Annotated in this window: 11 protein-coding genes and 2 pseudogenes; 1 reads left to right on the top strand and 12 read right to left on the bottom strand. The window is 70.1% G+C overall.

Annotated elements, in window-relative coordinates:
- Nucleotides 1-12: 12 nt before the first annotated feature.
- From OHO27_RS02745 to OHO27_RS02720, 6 genes are all read right to left on the bottom strand, one after another.
- A complete protein-coding gene (locus tag OHO27_RS02745) occupies nucleotides 13-807 on the bottom strand; it encodes an SDR family NAD(P)-dependent oxidoreductase (RefSeq protein WP_328419901.1) in 795 nt (264 codons plus the stop codon).
- Nucleotides 807-1,949, bottom strand: a complete 1,143-nt coding sequence (locus OHO27_RS02740; RefSeq protein ID WP_328419899.1) for a Gfo/Idh/MocA family protein — start codon at nucleotides 1,947-1,949, stop codon at nucleotides 807-809. Before OHO27_RS02740 ends, OHO27_RS02745 begins: the two co-directional genes overlap by 1 nt.
- On the bottom strand, nucleotides 1,946-3,217 hold the full coding sequence (locus tag OHO27_RS02735) for an aspartate aminotransferase family protein (RefSeq protein WP_328419897.1): 1,272 nt from the start codon (nucleotides 3,215-3,217) through the stop codon (nucleotides 1,946-1,948). The genes OHO27_RS02740 and OHO27_RS02735 overlap by 4 nt, the downstream gene beginning before the upstream one ends.
- The gene (locus OHO27_RS02730) at nucleotides 3,207-3,992 is read right to left on the bottom strand and encodes a GNAT family N-acetyltransferase (RefSeq protein ID WP_328419895.1); all 786 of its coding nucleotides are present in this window, start codon (nucleotides 3,990-3,992) and stop codon (nucleotides 3,207-3,209) included. Before OHO27_RS02730 ends, OHO27_RS02735 begins: the two co-directional genes overlap by 11 nt.
- On the bottom strand, nucleotides 3,989-5,122 hold the full coding sequence (locus tag OHO27_RS02725; protein ID WP_328419893.1) for a 3-dehydroquinate synthase family protein: 1,134 nt from the start codon (nucleotides 5,120-5,122) through the stop codon (nucleotides 3,989-3,991). The genes OHO27_RS02730 and OHO27_RS02725 overlap by 4 nt, the downstream gene beginning before the upstream one ends.
- Nucleotides 5,123-5,232: 110 nt before the next feature.
- Nucleotides 5,233-5,883: a GntR family transcriptional regulator gene (locus tag OHO27_RS02720; RefSeq protein WP_328419891.1), complete on the bottom strand. Its 651-nt coding sequence runs from the start codon at nucleotides 5,881-5,883 to the stop codon at nucleotides 5,233-5,235.
- A 483-nt stretch (nucleotides 5,884-6,366) separates the two neighbouring features.
- Between OHO27_RS02720 and OHO27_RS02715 the strand changes: the two genes are divergently transcribed.
- Nucleotides 6,367-6,582, top strand: a complete 216-nt coding sequence (locus tag OHO27_RS02715; RefSeq protein ID WP_328419889.1) for a hypothetical protein — start codon at nucleotides 6,367-6,369, stop codon at nucleotides 6,580-6,582.
- A 139-nt stretch (nucleotides 6,583-6,721) separates the two neighbouring features.
- Here OHO27_RS02715 and OHO27_RS02710 read toward each other — a convergent pair whose 3' ends face one another.
- The 6 genes and pseudogenes from OHO27_RS02710 to OHO27_RS02685 form a co-directional block, all read right to left on the bottom strand.
- A complete protein-coding gene (locus OHO27_RS02710; RefSeq protein WP_328419887.1) occupies nucleotides 6,722-7,216 on the bottom strand; it encodes a lamin tail domain-containing protein in 495 nt (164 codons plus the stop codon).
- A gap of 101 nt (nucleotides 7,217-7,317) precedes the next feature.
- Nucleotides 7,318-8,144, bottom strand: a pseudogene (locus OHO27_RS02705) (DUF1152 domain-containing protein).
- A gap of 107 nt (nucleotides 8,145-8,251) precedes the next feature.
- The gene (locus OHO27_RS02700) at nucleotides 8,252-9,616 is read right to left on the bottom strand and encodes an FAD-dependent oxidoreductase (protein WP_328419885.1); all 1,365 of its coding nucleotides are present in this window, start codon (nucleotides 9,614-9,616) and stop codon (nucleotides 8,252-8,254) included.
- 179 nt (nucleotides 9,617-9,795) lie between these two features.
- Nucleotides 9,796-10,606, bottom strand: a pseudogene (locus tag OHO27_RS02695) (chitosanase).
- A gap of 134 nt (nucleotides 10,607-10,740) precedes the next feature.
- A complete protein-coding gene (locus OHO27_RS02690) occupies nucleotides 10,741-13,518 on the bottom strand; it encodes a SpoIIE family protein phosphatase (RefSeq protein ID WP_328419883.1) in 2,778 nt (925 codons plus the stop codon).
- 176 nt (nucleotides 13,519-13,694) lie between these two features.
- Entirely contained in the window at nucleotides 13,695-16,220 is a 2,526-nt protein-coding gene (locus OHO27_RS02685; protein ID WP_328419881.1) for a SpoIIE family protein phosphatase, read from the bottom strand.
- Nucleotides 16,221-16,398: the final 178 nt, after the last annotated feature.

Below are 16,398 nucleotides of genomic sequence, written 5' to 3'. Positions count from 1 at the left end.
CGCCACGATCGGCTACCACAGGGTGGCGCCCCCGTCGATCACGAGATTGTGGCCCGTGAGGTAGTCGCACGCGTCACTCGCGAGGTAGACGACGGCCGCTTGTAGGTCGGTCACCTCTCCGAGTCGGCCGACCGGGATTTGCCCGATCCACTGGTTCACGAGCGGCGCGAGCGAATCGTCATTCGTAATGAGCGGCGTACGAACGGTGCCGGGTGAAATGCAGTTGACCCGTATTCCGCGATCCGCCCACTCCGCCGCGAGCGTACGAGTGAGATGTACGACGCCTGCCTTTGCGACGTTGTACGCGACCTGTTTTTGCGGGTGCGGAACGACGAGCGAGGCGGCCGACGCGATATTCACGATCCTTCCGGATTCGCGTGGCAGCATCACGCGCGCTTCGGCCTGGCAGCCGAGAAAGACGCCGCGCAGGTTCACGGCGAATACGTCGTCCCAATCCCTCGCGGACATCGTCTCGGCGGGTGCGGCGCGGTTGATCCCGGCATTGTTTACGGCGATGTCGAGACCTCCCCAGGCGTCCATGACGGCCGCGACATAGCGCGTTGCGGCATCGTCGGCGGCGATGTCCGCCGCGAGGGCGAGCGCATCGGTTCCTTTGTCCTTCAGTTCGGCCACAACGGAATCGGCACGTTCCTCTACTAGGTCAAGGACGGCGACGCGGGCGCCAGCGTCAGCGAGTGCATGAGCCAAGGCCCGGCCGATCCCCTGGCCTGCGCCGGTCACGAGCGCGCGCCGCCCATCGAGCCGCAGGCGCTGAGGAACGGGCGAAGAGCTACGGACGCGGTCCATCAGGCACCGCCGGACAGGTCGCGATACTGGACCGGGAGCCAGCGTTTCTCGGAGGCGGCCCGCGCCATCGTGTCGATGACTTCAGCGACCCGATATCCGTCAGCGAACGTCGCCGCTTGCGTGGGCAGCGCACAGCCCTGGGAGATCGCGGAGAGCATCCAATGCGCTTGGTGCGCGAAGCATTCCGCCCAACCGATCGGCGGCTGAGCCTGCACCGATTCGGGAAACCAGAAGTCGCTGTAGGGATGCGGGATTTGCGTGAGGTTCACCGTGCGAAAGCCCGAGCGCCCGCGTTCGGACACCGCGAGTTCGTTCACACGCTGGAGGTCGAAGGCAAGGGAGCCGCGCGACCCGTCCACCTCCACGCGGCTAGCAAGCCCTTGGCTTCCCGCGACACGGGAGCCTTCGAAACTTGCGGTTGCCCCGCTGGAGAAGCGCGCGAGAGCGGCGAACGCGTCATCGGTGGTAACGCGTTGATCTGAGCGTTCTGGAACGAAGATCTCGGTTAGCGCCGTCACCTCGGTTGGCTCGCCTACGAGAAAGCGCGCGAGATCAACGTGGTGCGAGCCGAGATCTCCTAGCGCTCCGGTTCCGCTCGATGCGCTGTCGAATCGCCAGGACATCGGGAAATCCGAAGTGCCCGGCGAGGAAAGGAGGTAGTTGGCGCGGAAATGCCGGACCTCGCCAATCTCGCCGGCTTCGATCAGTTGCCGCGCTAGTGCGATCGCTGGAATAGCGCGGTAGATGAACGCGCACTGGTGCAACACACCCGCGTCGGAGACCGCACGCCACATTCGATGTGCGGCGTCGGAACTCATTGCGAGCGGCTTTTCGCAAAGCACGTGTTTCCCGTTTTTCGCGGCGACGATGCACGGGTCTTCGTGGATGAAGTTCGGTCCAGCGTTGTCGAAGAGGCTCACGGCTGGATCGTTCGCAGCGTCGGCCCAGTCCGTCGCCGTTTGGGTCCATCCGTAGCGGGTGGCGACGTCGGCCGCTACGGCGGCGTCGTCGTCAACAAGCGTCCGAAGTTCGACGTGTGCATCCAGGGGCCGTGCAGAGGACAGCAGCGCCCGATACGCAAGTGAGTGCACTTTGCCGATGTATCCCGCGCCGAGTTGCGCGATGGAAATGGTCGTACTCACTGGTCCTCTTCTCGTCCGGCAAGCGCCGCACGCAGGGCAGGCCCCGCCGCTTCGAGCGTCGCGGCGATGTCTTGCTCCGTGTGGCTGGTGCTGATCACCGATCGGCCGCCGTCCACGTCGGCCTTCTCGAAGTGCCCGCGCTGCCGCAGCGCTTGGCGGTAACGCGTGAACAGCGCGCGATCTCCGCGCCGCACGTCGTCGTGGTCGCGCGGTGCCGGGCCGAACCACAGCGTGAACACGCTGCCGTAGCCGGTGGCGACCGCTTGCACCCCGGCCGCGTCGGCGATCTCCTGAAGGCCCTTGCGCATCGTCTGTCCGAGGGAGAACAGGGCGGCATGGGCCGTGCCGTCGTCGAGGCGATCGAGCACCGCCAGCGCTGCCGCGACCGACGCACGGTTTCCGTTGAAGGTCCCCGCGAAGACGACCGTCCCGCCGTCGGCGGTGTTGAAGCGCTCCATCAGCGGCCGAGGCCCGGCAAGCACGCCGATCGGGTAGCCGTTGCCAAGCGACTTGCCGAACGTCGCGAGGTCCGGGCGCACGTCCTGAATCGCTCCGACGCCGCCGAGGTGGTGACGGATGCCGGTCACGACCTCATCGAAGATGAGCAGCGTGCCGTGTCTGTCGCAGAGCGCCCGCAGCCCGGACAGGAACCCGTCGTCGGGCATCACGGTCGGGCCGCAGTTGTGCACGATCGGCTCAACGATGATTCCGGCGATCTGGTCGGGATACTCCGCGAACAGGGTGGCGAGCCCGTCAAGGTCGTTGTACGTCGCCACGAGCGTTGCAGCGCCGGTCTCTGCGAGGACGCCCGGCGCGGCCGGAATGACCGCGTCGTGCCAGCCGTGATAGCTGCCGTCCATGCGCACGACGAGCGGGCGGCCGGTCGCAGCGCGAGCGAGACGCAGCGCGTACGCGGTGGCTTCGCTTCCGCTGTTGCAGAACAGCACCTGATCGGCGCACGGGATCGCTGCGGTCAGGCGCTCCGCAAGTTCGATCTCCAGGAGCGAGACCCCGACGCCTGCATGGAGCCCGCGCCGCGTGGCGGACGCGACGCGCTCTGTCACGTACTCATCGCCGTGACCGAGGATCGCCGCCCCCGCGCCGCCGTAGTAGTCGGTGAGCCGACCCCCCCCGACCTCTAGGAGATATGCGCCGGATGCCGACTCGGTCACGAGCGGGGGCGAGGTCCGCCGCCGACCGGAGCTGACGCCGCCCGGCACGACAAGCGCGGCGCGTGCGAGCGCTTCGTGTGAGGTCTCAGCCGACATCGCGGCCCCCTGTGCGCTCGTAGGTCTCGAACATGAACACCGTCTGAAATCCCATCTTGAGCCAGACCGGAGCGCCCATCTCGGATGCTTGACCGGACGCCGTGACGCACCCGCGCTCGCGCGCTTCGACCATCGCCGCCGCGAGTATCCGCGTGCCAAGGCCCTGCTTGCGAACGTGTGGCAGGGTTGCCCCGAAGTACAACCCGCAGTCGAGGCCGTCCGGCCCCGGATGGTCCAGCGTCGCCACCGCCGCCACGGGTTCTCCGTCGAGGTAGGCGTGAAGGACGTGCACGTTCACGCCGTCCGGTGGCGTGCTCAGCGCCGCCGCGAGGTCGTGACCGGAGTCGTGCGCTTGCTCGTTGATGCGGCCAAGTCGCGCGATGTCCGAGCCGACGTCATAGCGCAACCCGGAGAGGTCCGGGGGCGCGAACTTGGCGAGGTCCATCACGATCGCGGGCAACCGCGCCGTGCGCTCGTAGCCCTCCGCGCGCAACGCGTCGCGGGCCGCGCCGTCGTGCTCAGGCACCCATGCCGTCCAGCACCGCACCCCCGCGCCGTGGAACGCGTCGGCGAGGTCCCCTAGGCCGGACACGAGACCGGACGTCGATTCGTAGCTGACCATGTTGGCGATCGGCTGGTTGGGCGCGGCCGGGACGACCGCCGCGCGGATGCCGTCGCGCTCGTAGACCCAGGAGCCGGGGGCCGTCCGGCCGAGTAGGCGGATCTCGTCGCGCAGGCTGGCGCGTTGGATCGCGAGCGGATCACGAAAGGTCATCTGTCGGCTCCTGTCAGGTCCCGTAGCGCGCGGGCCGCTTCTGCGACCTCATCGAGGGTTGCGTCTTCGATGAACGTGAAGCCGGGGGCGGTGGGCACCGGCCAGTGTTGGTTTCCGTTGCGGGTGCGGGTCGCCCCCTGGATTGCGCGCTGGAGGAAATCGCGGTCGCTCAGGCGGTCGTGATAGGTGGGCAGGCCGAGGCTCTGACTCATGCGCACCATGCGCGCGGTGTAGGCGTCATCGACCAGGCCCCGACCCGCCGCAAGCGTGGTGCTCAGCAGGGCGCAGACGTTGACCGCCTCGCCGTGAACCACCGCCCCGTTCGTGTCCATCTCCAGGGTTGGTGAGACCGTATGGCCGTAGTCAGGCCAGCGCCTGAGTTGACACTCGAAGAGGTCGTCAGCGAGGTGTTCGAGGATGCCCCCAGCGGCACGGCGGATGACTTCGTCGGCGACGGGATGCGCGAACTTGGATGTGAGGAGATCAGCGCCGTGTTCGTCAAGCAGGTCGAGCAAGCGCGGGTCAACCATCTCGGCGGCCTTCTTGATCTCGGCCAGACCGGCACTGATGTGTCGGGCGTCGAGTGTGCGCAGGAACGTCGGGTCGAGGATGACGCGGCGCGCGGGGTGGTAATGGCCTACGAGGTTCTTACGCCCCTCGTGGTTGACAGCGCGCTTGCCGCCGAGTCCGGCGTCGATGAGGCCGACGAGGGTTGTCGGCAAGGCTGTGTACTGGATGCCCTTGAACAGCTCCGAGGCGGCGACGCCGACGATGTCGAGCACGATCCCGCCGCCGATGCCCAGTAACTCGTCACGGCGGACCATGCCGAAGTCGATCGCGGCGCGGACCACCGCGTGTACTGCGTCACGGGTCTTTGCGCTCTCGTGGGCGGGCAATGTGATGACGCGTTGCTGACCGGCGAGCCGATCGAGCCACGTTTCGACCTGCGGCCGGTAGCGATCCCAGAAGCGGTGATCGACCACGACGAGCCGCCGCGCCGGTGGGTCGCTGCCATCGAGCAGCGCGGACGGGTCGTCAACGTCGAGGACGTTGGATCGGAGCAGGACGTCATAGGTCACCTGGCGCGCGGCGACGACTGACCAGCCGCCGGGATGGTCCTGGAGGCCCATTGCGGATTTCCCCCTGTCGATGAGTCGAGCGCGCGGCGAACCCACGACCGGTGCCGCAGGCGATGCGGTCCGCGCGCTGAGGCGAGAATACGCGGGGGGTGTCCGACTGGCTACGTTCCGCAGCCACCGCGCTCGGAGTCGACCGAGATTTGCACGCGGTTGGCCGGAAGCACGCAGACCGTGACCGTTAGCGGCCGACCGGTGTCCGGCGATTCGCGGACTTCGGTGATCTCCATGACGGGGAGGCCGGGGGTGATCTCAAGCAGCCGGGCGTGATCTCGGGTCGCAGCGCGAGCGGTGACCGTCTGGCGGGTGGGAATCGCGTCATCCAATGCGTCCTCGTCGGCAGTCGCCGAGAGCCAGGTGTCCGCGATGACGAGGGGCGGTTCCCCTGGTGGCACGGTGACGCGCTGATGGCACCGGATCGAGGCGCCCGGCGCGGTAGCGAGGATGCTTGCGACGGAAGCCGGGGCCGGTTGCGTCGAGCGCGTGGCGTCTGCCGTCCATTCGTGCGGCAGGTCGCCCGGCAGGGTGATCGTGCGACGTGCCGGGGGCGGTGGCAGGATGATCGTGCCCTGGCCGCGCACGCGGCGCACATAGCCGTGCTGTTCGAGCAGGGCGATAGCGGTGCGGATCGTGGACGTGGAGACGGCACGCGCCTTCGCTAGGTCCCTGATCTGCGGAAGCGTCTTACGTCCCGCAAAGTCCCCGTTCTCGATGCGCCGCAGGAGTTCGGCCGCCTCGTTCTCGTACAGGGCCATCGTGTCGCGTCTCCAGGGGGTGCGGGGCGGCTATGTCGTGTCGCCTTCACCGTATCCCAGGACGTGCGTGGGGGCCGGGCGCTGATACGGCACTGGTTGACAGATACGTATCTAGGTGGAGGATGGTGGTTGTCAGCCGGAAGCCAGGCGCGAAGGGGTTGGAATGGCGACGACGTTGGACCGGCGAAACAAGCACCGGGGACCGCGCAGACGCGGTACCGCATTCTGGCTCATCACGTCTGGGGTTCTGTTCGTGGCCTCCCTGATGCTGGTCGTGGGAGGCGGGAAGGCCGGGACCCGGTCGAGGCGGCCCCTTCCGGAGCCAAGGGTGAGCGGGACGGTTGCGGGTGCGCGTGAGCGCGGCGCGACGCTGCGGCGCAAGCCGCCACGGGCCAAACCGGTGGAGGTCTCGCTCCTGGAGCGAGTGTTGAACGGACTGCACGCCATGGACGAGGGGTCGCGCGAGATGGCAGGGGCACGGACATGACCGAACAGGCCCACAAGATCGGCGACACAGTGTTTGATCCGGCGCAGGCCCGAAACGGGGTGATCCGCGACCTTGGGACGTTGCTGCGGTCGGATGAGGGAAAGCTGCTCAGCGTGGCGATGGCGTACCTGAGCCCGGTTGGCGGCGGGACGGAGTGGACGGCCGAGCTTGGCACCTTGCAACCGCCAGAGACCGAGCAGCAGGAAGCGTGAGTGTTCGGCCCCCGCCCGCAGCTTCACGGGCGGGGGCCGTGGCGCGTCGGCGTGCCGGTGGGTGGGGTCGGTGTCTGGGCTATCTGGAGACAGGCCGGGCCGCGAGGCCGCCGAGGCCGGGACAAGGCCCGGTGTCCGATCAGTTGTGGTACGTGATGTAGCCGTTGCCGTCCCGGTCGTTCCCGCTCTTGGTGTAGGAGTGCGAGTCGGCCCCGGCGCCCGAGGGCTTGTACAGGTAGATCGAGTCCTTGTCGTTGTTCCACATGAAGTTGCAGTTGTCGCGGTAGACGACGTTCTTCGCGTCGGAGTCGTTGCCGTTGCCGCCCCGGAGCTTCACGTAGTCGCCGGGCTGGAGGTAGTGGTTGGCGGTAAAGGCGAACCGGTTGTTGGCCTTGTCCTTCACGACGTAGCCCTTGAGGTTGACCGTGGTACCGGACGAGTAGTTCCTGATCGTCAGGTACTCCTCGTCGGTGTTGCCGGTCCGGCAGTTGTTCGAGTCGCTGCCGGGTGCGTCGTACTGGATGCCGCGGATCTTCAGCGCGGACGAGTACTCGGTGGCGTGGGCCGGCACGGCGGAGAGCGCGGCGAGCGTGCCGGCGGCGACGGCGGTTGTGGCGATGATGCGTATGCTCATGGAGAAACATCCCCCTGTGTGGAGCTTGCGTGAAGATCAGGAGTGTATGCAACGTACGCACGTGGTGGGGAGGCTTCACCGAAATCTGAGACGCGGGCGCGTCAGTGGGGGTAGGCGCGCGGTGGCCGCTGCTGGGTGAGCTCGTCGCGGAACTCCGCGATGACCGAGCTGATCTGGCGCATGAGCGCGGTGTTCTCGATGCGGTCGAGATACAGGTTGCGGCCGGCCAGGGCGGGTGCGTCGACGCAGAAGTACTGGGCCATGAGCGGATTGATGAACAGTTCGCTGTTCCTGGTGCGCTCGGTGAACCGGACGTCGCCGAAGTCACCGCGTACGGCCGCCGCGACGGAGCCCTGGACGATGCTCGGGTGGTCCGGCGTGGCCCGCTGGGCATGCTCCACCGCGTCGAGGTACAACCGCCCCTCGTGGCTGTGCCGCGGCAGCGAGAAGGTCCCGAGGTAGCCGCCCTCGCGGTCCAGCGCGGCGAGGTTCTCCAGCACGAGGGAGTGGTTGACCCCGTGATAGGAGTCCACGCCGAACCCGAGGCAGGCCACGAGCCGCACCGGAACCTCGTCCAGTCCGGACACTGCGGCCAGGCTGGCCATGTCCTCCTCCGGCGTGCCCAGCCCGTGCTCGTCGCCGCGCATCAGGATGTCGGTCCCGCCGTCCACCAGCACGAGTAGTCGCCACGCACCGGGGTGTCCGGGCGTATCGCCGCGACGTCGTGGTCCACCCACGCGTCGAGTGCGAGTCCGAACAGGTCCGAGAAGGACAGGTTGGCCAGATGGACTTCCTTGCCGGCCGCGCGGAGCGCGAGGGCCAGGGGCAGTCCGGCGTACACGTCGAAACCGCCGCCCGCACCGGCGACGAGCACCCGCCGCGCATCGCGCAGCCGGGCGAAGAAAGGGGGCTCCAGGAGTGAGAACACCGGGGGACGCTAACAGGTACTGATCACCCGGAGCGCGCTGACAAAGGCCGTGAGGGCCGGGGGTTGCAACCCCCGGCCCTCACGGCTTCAGCGTCGGCTTCGGTGTCTTACGCGCCGCTCTCCCGGAGCATGTCCTCGCGCTCGACGAGCTTCACGCGCGCACGGCCCTGGGGTTCGCCCAGCGCCTTCTCGGCGGCGTCGAGCTTGTACCAGCCGTCCCAGGTGGTGAAGCGGATCTCGCGCTCGGCGAGGAAGGCCTCCACCGCCTCCGGCTCGGGCGAACCCGGCGTCTGCAGACGGTCGTGGGCGAAGTCGTCCAGCAGGTTGGACACCGTCTCGTTGGCGTCGCCCTTGGTGTGGCCGATCAGGCCCACCGGGCCGCGCCGGATCCAGCCGGTGACGTACGTCGACTGCAGGTGCTCGCCGGACTCCTGGATGACCCGGCCGCCCTCGTCCGGGACGGTGCCCGAGTCGATGTCCCAGGGCAGCTTGGGGAGTTTGTCGGAGAGGTAGCCGACCGCACGGTAGATCGCGGTGACGTCCCAGTCCTTGAACTCGCCGGTGCCCTTGACGTTGCCGGTGCCGTCGAGGGCGGTGCGCTCGGTGCGCAGGCCGACGACCTTGCCGTCCTCGCCGAGGATCTCGGTGGGCGACTCGAAGAAGTGCAGGAACAGCTTGTGCGGCCGGTTGCCGACGTCGCGTATCGCCCAGTTCTCCAGGGTCTTGGCGACCATGTCGGCCTGCTTGTTGCCGCGCCGGGTCTCGATCGAGCCCTCGTCGTAGTCGATGTCCTCGGGGTCGACGATGACCTCGATGTTGGGGGAGTGGTCCAGCTCGCGCAGCTCCATGGGGCTGAACTTCGCCTGCGCCGGGCCACGGCGGCCGAACACGTGCACTTCCAGGGCCTTGTTGGCCTTGAGGCCCTCGTGGACGTTCGGCGGGATCTCCGTCGGGAGCAGTTCCTCCGCCGTCTTCGCCAGGATGCGGGCCACGTCGAGGGCGACGTTGCCGACACCGAGGACGGCGACCTTCTCGGCCTCGAGCGGCCAGGTGCGCGGAACGTCCGGGTGGCCGTCGTACCAGGAGACGAAGTCCGCGGCGCCGTACGACCCGTCGAGGTCGACACCCGGTATCGGCAGCGCCCGGTCGGCCGTCGCACCCGTCGAGAAGATCACGGCGTCGTAGAACGCGCGCAGGTCGTCCAGGCTGATGTCGGTCGGGTAGTCGACGTTGCCGAAGAGGCGGATCTGGGGCTTGTCGAGGACCTGGTGGAGGGCCGTGATGATGCCCTTGATGCGGGGGTGGTCGGGGGCGACGCCGTACCGGATCAGTCCGAATGGCGCCGGCATGCGCTCGAAGAGGTCGATGGACACGCCGGGTTCGGCGGCCACGTCGGACTTGAGCAGGGCGTCGGCGGCGTAGATCCCGGCGGGGCCGGCTCCGACGATGGCTACCCGCAGGGGGCGGGGCATGATCAGGGTCCCTTCGAGCGGTGACAAGCGATCTCGTCGGGAAGCCTAAACTAAGGCAAGCCTAAGTCGGTACGCGGGTCCGGCCTATGAGCTCATAAATCAATTCTATGGGCTGCGAAGCGTGCGGACGACGCGGGAGTGCCGTACCGCACGAGGGCGGTACGGCACCCCGGGGACGGTCAGCCGATGTGGTAGCTGTCCCCGTACACCTTCCAGTCGAGTGGCGGGTTCAGGTCGAGGTTGCCCGCGCGCAGGAAGACCCGCTGGGCCGTGTCGACCCGGCTGGTGTCGCTGTGTGCCTCCTCCTGCTTCATGGCCCACACCCGCGCGTCCAGGAAGGCGTGCAGATAAGTGACCTCGTCACCGCCCTGCGCGGGCGGCCGGGCCTGGTTCAGCGCGCGCCGCCGGATGTTGCGGAAACTGGTCGGGTCGGTGCCGTCGCCGTGCATCACGATGGCGTCGTAGTACGCGAACTGCCCGAGCGCACGCAGCCCGTCCGTCTTGCCCTGTCGCACGGCCGGACCGAAGTACACACGGTCGCGCTCGTCGTCCTGCGCCCGCCGGAACTCCTGGTCCTGCGCGGCCCGGGCCCAGTCGCGCGGGAAGTCCGGGTCGAGTCCGTCGTGGGAGTCGGTGCCGTCAACCCGTCGCAGTGCCGGCAGGTACGGGGCGAGGACGTTGCCGGGGCGGCGGTCGGTGTAGAGCTCGACGAGGTCGAGCATGTCGCCCGTGCCGGAGCAGAAGCCGATGATCCCGGCGGTGTAGCCGCGGCCGTCGCCGATGTCCTCGATGTACTTGTACTGCGCCTTCCAGTCGAGCGAGGAGTTCTCCGCGCTCGACACCAGCTTCATGGCGATCTCCTTCTTCGCCGGGTCGTCGAGTCCCACCGCGGCCGCGGCCGCCCGGGGAGTTGAGCAGCGGGACTGACGCCAGCGACGCGCCGATCAGGGCGAGCAGACTTCGGCGCGACGTGCGGGCTGGGTGCTTCACGGCGGCTCCAAGTGGAGGTGGGGGGTGGGGGGTTGGCTGTTGGGAGACACTGATAGGAAGGTTTCCTATCAGAGGCGGAGCATGCCAGGCACCGGTCGCGTCGAAGGTTCGTACCTATGTACAAACAGCCGCCGCTACGGCAGCGGCTGCTCCGCCCAGATCACCTTGCCCGCGGGCAGGTACCGCGTGCCCCAGCGGTCAGCCAGCTGCGCGACGAGGAACAGGCCGCGCCCGCCCTCGTCCGTCATGGTCGCGTAGCGCAGATGCGGCGAGGTGCTGCTGCTGTCGAAGACCTCGCAGATCAGGCTGCGGTCGTGCAGCATCCGCACGCGGATCGGCTCACCGCCGTACCGGATCGCGTTGGTGACCAGCTCGCTCAGGATCAGCTCCGTGGCGAACGACAGCTCCTCCAGGCCCCACGCCTGGAGCGTCCCCGTCACGGCCGAGCGCACCTGACCCACGGCCGCCGGGTCGGACGGCACCTCCCACTCGGCGACCAGGTCGGCCCCGAGCGCCCGGGTGCCCGCCACGATCAGCGCGATGTCGGCGCCGGCCCGGGCCGGCCGCCGGGCCTCCAGTACGGCCTGGCAGGTCTCCTCCGGCGACGGGCCGGCCTGGGACAGAGCGTCCCGCAGCAGTTCGAGGCCCTCGTCGATGTCCCGTTCACGGTCCTCCACCAGACCGTCCGTGTAGAGCACGAGCCGGCTGTCCTGCGCCAGCTCCAGCTCGGCCGTCTCGAACGGCAGCCCGCCCAGGCCCAGCGGCGGACCGGCGGGCACGTCGGGGAAGCCGACGGTGCCGTCCGGCTGGATCAGGGCAGGCGGCGGATGGCCGGCGCGGGCCATCGTGCACCGCTGGGTCACCGGGTCGTAGACCGCGTACAGACAGGTCGCGCCGGTCACCGGTGCGCTGTCGCCCTCCTGGGCCTCGTCCTGGTCGATGCGGGCGACCAGCTCGTCGAGGAGCGCGAGCAGTTCGTCGGGCGGCAGGTCCAGGGCGGAGAAGTTGTGCACGGCCGTACGCAGCCGGCCCATCGTCGCCGCCGCGTGCAGCCCGTGTCCGACGACGTCCCCCACCACGAGCGCGACCCGGGCGCCGGACAGCGGCAGCACGTCGAACCAGTCGCCGCCCACCCCGGCCTGCGCCGGCAGATACCGGTAGGCGATGTCCAGGGCGTTCTGCTCGGGCAGCCGGCGCGGCAGCAGACTGCGCTGCAGCGTCACCGCCATGCTGTGCTCTCGCGTGTACCGGCGGGCGTTGTCGATCGACACCGCGGCCCGGGCGACCAGCTCCTCGGCCAGCGCCACCTCGTCGGCATCGAACGGCTCGGCCTTCTGCGACCGCCAGAAGCTGACCACGCCCAGCACCAGGGACCCCGCCCGCAGCGGCACCGCGATCAGGGAGTGGATACCGAACTCCACGACCTGCGCCGAGCGCTCCAGGTCCTGGGCCCGCCAGCCCGGCGCCTCCTCCAGCCGTGGCTCGATGACGGCCTGTCCGTCCTTCAGTGCGCGGGCCTGCGGCGAGGAGTCGACGAACCTCAGCTGCTCACCCACCGGGTACAGCGGCGCGTCCTTGCGTATGCCGCTGCACGCCGTGCGGCGCAGCCGCGTCGCCGCCTCCGGCTGCCCGCCGCCCAGCACGGCCTCGTACAGGTCGACGGTGGCGAAGTCCGCGAAGCGGGGCACCGCCAGCTCCGCCAGTTCCTCGGCGGTGCGGGTGACGTCCAGACTGGTGCCGATGCCCACACCGGCGTCGTACAGCATGTTCAGGCGCTCGCGGGCCTCCTCGGCGCGGCCGGACAGGGCGCGCAGCTCGGTCGAGTCGCGCAGGGTGGCGACGCTGCCGGACGGGCGGCCCCGGAGCGTGGTGGGGCGTTGGTTGACCGCCAGCAGCCGGTCCTTGACCAGGTGCACCTCGTCCGTGGCCATCCGGCCGGAGTCCAGCAGTTCGGCGGTGTCGGGGGCGAGGCCGAGGTGGAGCACCCGGTGCCCCTCGGCGTCGGCGGGCAGGTCGAGCAGGCGGTGCGCCTCGTCGTTGGCGAGCAGCAGCCGGCCCTCGGTGCCGACGATGATCACGCCCTCCCGCACGGCGTGCAGGACGGCGTCGTGGTGCTCGTACATCCGCGTCATCTCGTGCGGTCCGAGACCGTGTGTCTGCCGCAGCAGGCGCCTGCTGACCAGCGCCGTGCCCGCTGTCGACAGGGCGAGCGCCACCGCCGCCGCGGTCAGCACCAGCGGCAGCTGCCGGTCCGCGGTACCGCCCACGGTCGCCTTCGTGACCCCGGCCGAGACCAGCCCGACGACCTGCCCGTCGGGTGCCTTGATGGGCACCACGGCCTGCACGAGCGGTCCGATGGTGCCGGTGATCTCCTCGGTCACGACCCGCCCGGCCTGCGCGGGTGCGATGTTCCCGACGAACTGCTTGCCGATCCGGTCCGGCTTGGGGTGGGTGTAGCGGATGCCGTCGGTGTTCATGACGACGATGAAGTCCACGTCCGTCGCCTTGCGCGCCGCCTCGGCCCGGGGCTGCAGCACGGCCGACGGATCCGGGCTGTTCAGCGCCTCCCGGGTGCCGGGCGCGTTGGCGAACGACTCGGCGACGGCCACCGAGCGGTTGCGGGCCTCCTGCGTGGTGTCGTACCGCACCTGCAGCACCAGAGCCACCACCGCGGCGACGACCAGCAGGAGCACGATCACCACCTGCAGCAGGAACACCTGCCCGGCGACACTGCGGCCGCCCACCGCCGCCCGCAGCGCGGCGAACCACCCGTCGCGCCGCCCCTGAGCGGGCTCGTCGCTCGGGACCCCCGGCTCGGGCACTCCAAGGAAGCGGTCGGACGCACCGCGTGTGCGCAGACCGCTGGGACGAGAGGCCGACCGGGCCCCGGATCGACCCAATAGTCGGACCATGTGCCCATGTCTACACTGCCGGGCGCCGGGAGGCGAGAGACGTCACAGACCGTGACAGGACTTGCCGGCTCTCTCACACCACGGCCACGGGTGTGGTGCCCGGAATGCGGCAACTCCCGTCCCCGCAGCAGGGTTACGGCACCGGGGGTGCGGCACGGCGCCGTCGGCGCGCGGCGTCAGCTCGGGCGCAGCGCCGTGGCGCGCCGGGTGGCGAGCAGCAGCGCGATGTCGTCGGGGCGGTCCGCCATGTGCCGGGCCGTCGCGGTGAGCCGGTCGGCCATGCCCCCCAGCGAGCGCCCACCCGGCCGGGCGCCTGGGGCACCCGCCTTGGCCAGTGCCACCCGCAGCGCGGTGATGCCGTCGTCGATGTCGACACCGGGCCGCTCGACCAGCCCGTCCGTGTACAGCGCGAGGACGGCGCCCGGCTCCATCCGCAGCTCCGCCACCGGATACGTCGCCTGCGGATCCACGCCGAGCACGACCCCGCCGGGCAGGTCGACGACATGGGTACGGCCGTCCGGGCGGCGCAGCAGCGGCGGCGGATGCCCGGCCACGGCAGCCTGCGCGACGCCGGTCCTGGGATCGAGCCGGATGTAGCAGCAGCTCGCGAACAGGCCGGCGTCGAGGTCGATGAGCAGGTGGTTGGTGCCGCTCATGACCTCGTCGGGCGGCCGGTCGCCGAGCGCGAAGGCCCGCACCGCGCTGCGCAGCTGCCCCATGGTGGCAGCCGCCTGCACGCCGTGCCCCTGCACATCGCCGATGACCAGGGCCAGGCCGTCCCCGGCGGCGACGACGTCGTACCAGTCACCGCCCACCTCCATGCCCTGGGTGCCGGGCAGATAGCGTCCGGCGGTCTCCATCAGCGGATGCTGCGACAGCCGCCGGGGGAGCAGCGCCTGCTGCAGCCCACGAGCGAGGGCCGCCTCGTTCTCGTAGCGCTGCGCCTTCTCCATGGCGTGGGCGATCAGTCCGGCCATGGCGGTGAGCACCGTGCGCTCCTCGGTGCTGAAGCTGCGCGGCCGGTCGAAGCCGAGGATGCAGGACCCGACGGGACGCCCGGAGGCGATCAGCGGCAGGAAGGCACGAGCCCCCTCCGTCGCGTCCAGCGCGATGCCCGGAAAGGCGTCGGAGAGCTCCTGCATCGAGTCGAAGAACAGCGGGCGCCCGCTGGTCAGCGTCTCGACCCCGGGCAGCCGCTCGTCCAGCCCCACCCCGTCGAACGGGGCGAGGAACCCCTTGGGGAAACCCGTCTCCCAGGCCAGGTACAGATGCCGCTCCTGCAACAGGTAGATGGCGAGCCGACGGCCGCCGAACGCGGGCAGCAGCTCCCGCATCACCACCGCCGACACCTGACGGGCGGTGACCGCTTCGGTCAGCGCGATGGCGAGCACGATGGGGCGGTACAGCGGGGCGAGCGACGGCGCACCGGTCGGCGCCGGGGTGCCGTGCCCCTCCGGCGCCCCGGACGGGCTGTCCGCGACCCGGTGCCCCACACGGATCGTGCAGGTCAGAATGTCCGGGCCGGGATAGATGGACAGGGCGAGCCAGTCCCCGGTCAGCGGCTGGGCGGCGCGCTCACGGGCGTGCGCGGACGGTCTTCGGACATGGAAGTGCACCGGATCCGGGGACAGCAGTGCGCCGCGCATATGGTCCTCGAGGGTGGGCTGGTTGAGCCACGGCACGCCCTCCCACAGAGCCCGGCCCAGCAACTCGCTGCGCGGCCGGCGCAGCAGCCGCGCCGCGGGCGGATTCGCGTACACGACCGTCCCCAGCCGGTCCAGGCACAGCACGCCCTCCGGCAGCAGATCGGCCGCCGCGTCCGCCACCCTGCCCTGCCCCGGGTCGACGACGAGGCCCCGTACGTTCGTCGCACGCGGGCGGGCGGAGTCGTCGTACGGCCCCCAGACCTCGACCAGGCGTAGCGCGCCGTCGGCGGAGCGCACGTACAGCGGCAGCGCGGGTGGCCGGCCACCGGCTGCCTCGCGCAGCGCCGCCAGAATCCGCACCGCGTCGGCCGGGGCGACCGCGTCCGCGAACGCCTCCGCGGTGCTGTGCGCCTCCGCCGCAGCCATGCCGAGTACGAACCTCAGCCGTTCGTCCGCCGCCAGGACGCCGGTCACCGGATCCCAGGTGAACCGCCCGAGGTGCCCGGCCGGCGGGCGACGGGCCGGCGGGCGGACACACAACGGCCCGCTCTCCCAGGACACCGCCGACGCGTCCTGGTCCTCCAGCTTCTCCAGTGCCACCCCCAGCTCCTCGGCCAGCCGCGCGACGCGCTCGCGCAGGGGCAGCAACTCGGTGCCGTCCGATGCCGACGGCAGCAGCACGGTCAGCACACCGAAGACGGTCGACGCACCCGCGACGGGGACGTGCAGGGATCCGAACGGGAAGGGCAGTCCGGCCGCGAACTGGGGGTAGCGGCGCATCGTCTCCGTCGCGTTCGGCAGCACCACCTCGACCCCGAGCCGGTAGGCGTCCGCGACGGGGAACGGCCGGTCCACATGCAGCCGCCACCACGGCCGGAACAACGGCCCCGGCAGCCCTTCCAGCACCGCCAGGCGCAGCAGTCCGGGCGTGGCGGAACGCAAATAGACCCCTCCGGCGTGGCCACCGGCCGCGCTGATCGCCTCCGCCGAGGCATCGATCAGCAGCGCCGCCAGCCTGCCCGGCGCCCGCTCTGCGCCCTCGGCGCTCCCAGTCATCGGCCCTACCTCGTCCGTACGCCGTCACGCGCGCGACACAGCAAGAATGCGCCACGAGGCGCCCCGCCCGCACCTGGGCGGCACGAACCGACTCACCCGGCCACGGCACCGGGCTCGTCACCGCACCACCGTGCCGAGTACCCACGGCGACGCGGACCGACTCCGGCACCTGAAACGG

It is taken from the genome of Streptomyces sp. NBC_00443, assembly GCF_036014175.1.
Lineage (GTDB): Bacteria > Actinomycetota > Actinomycetes > Streptomycetales > Streptomycetaceae > Streptomyces.
This window is presented reverse-complemented; position numbering and strand designations above follow the sequence as displayed.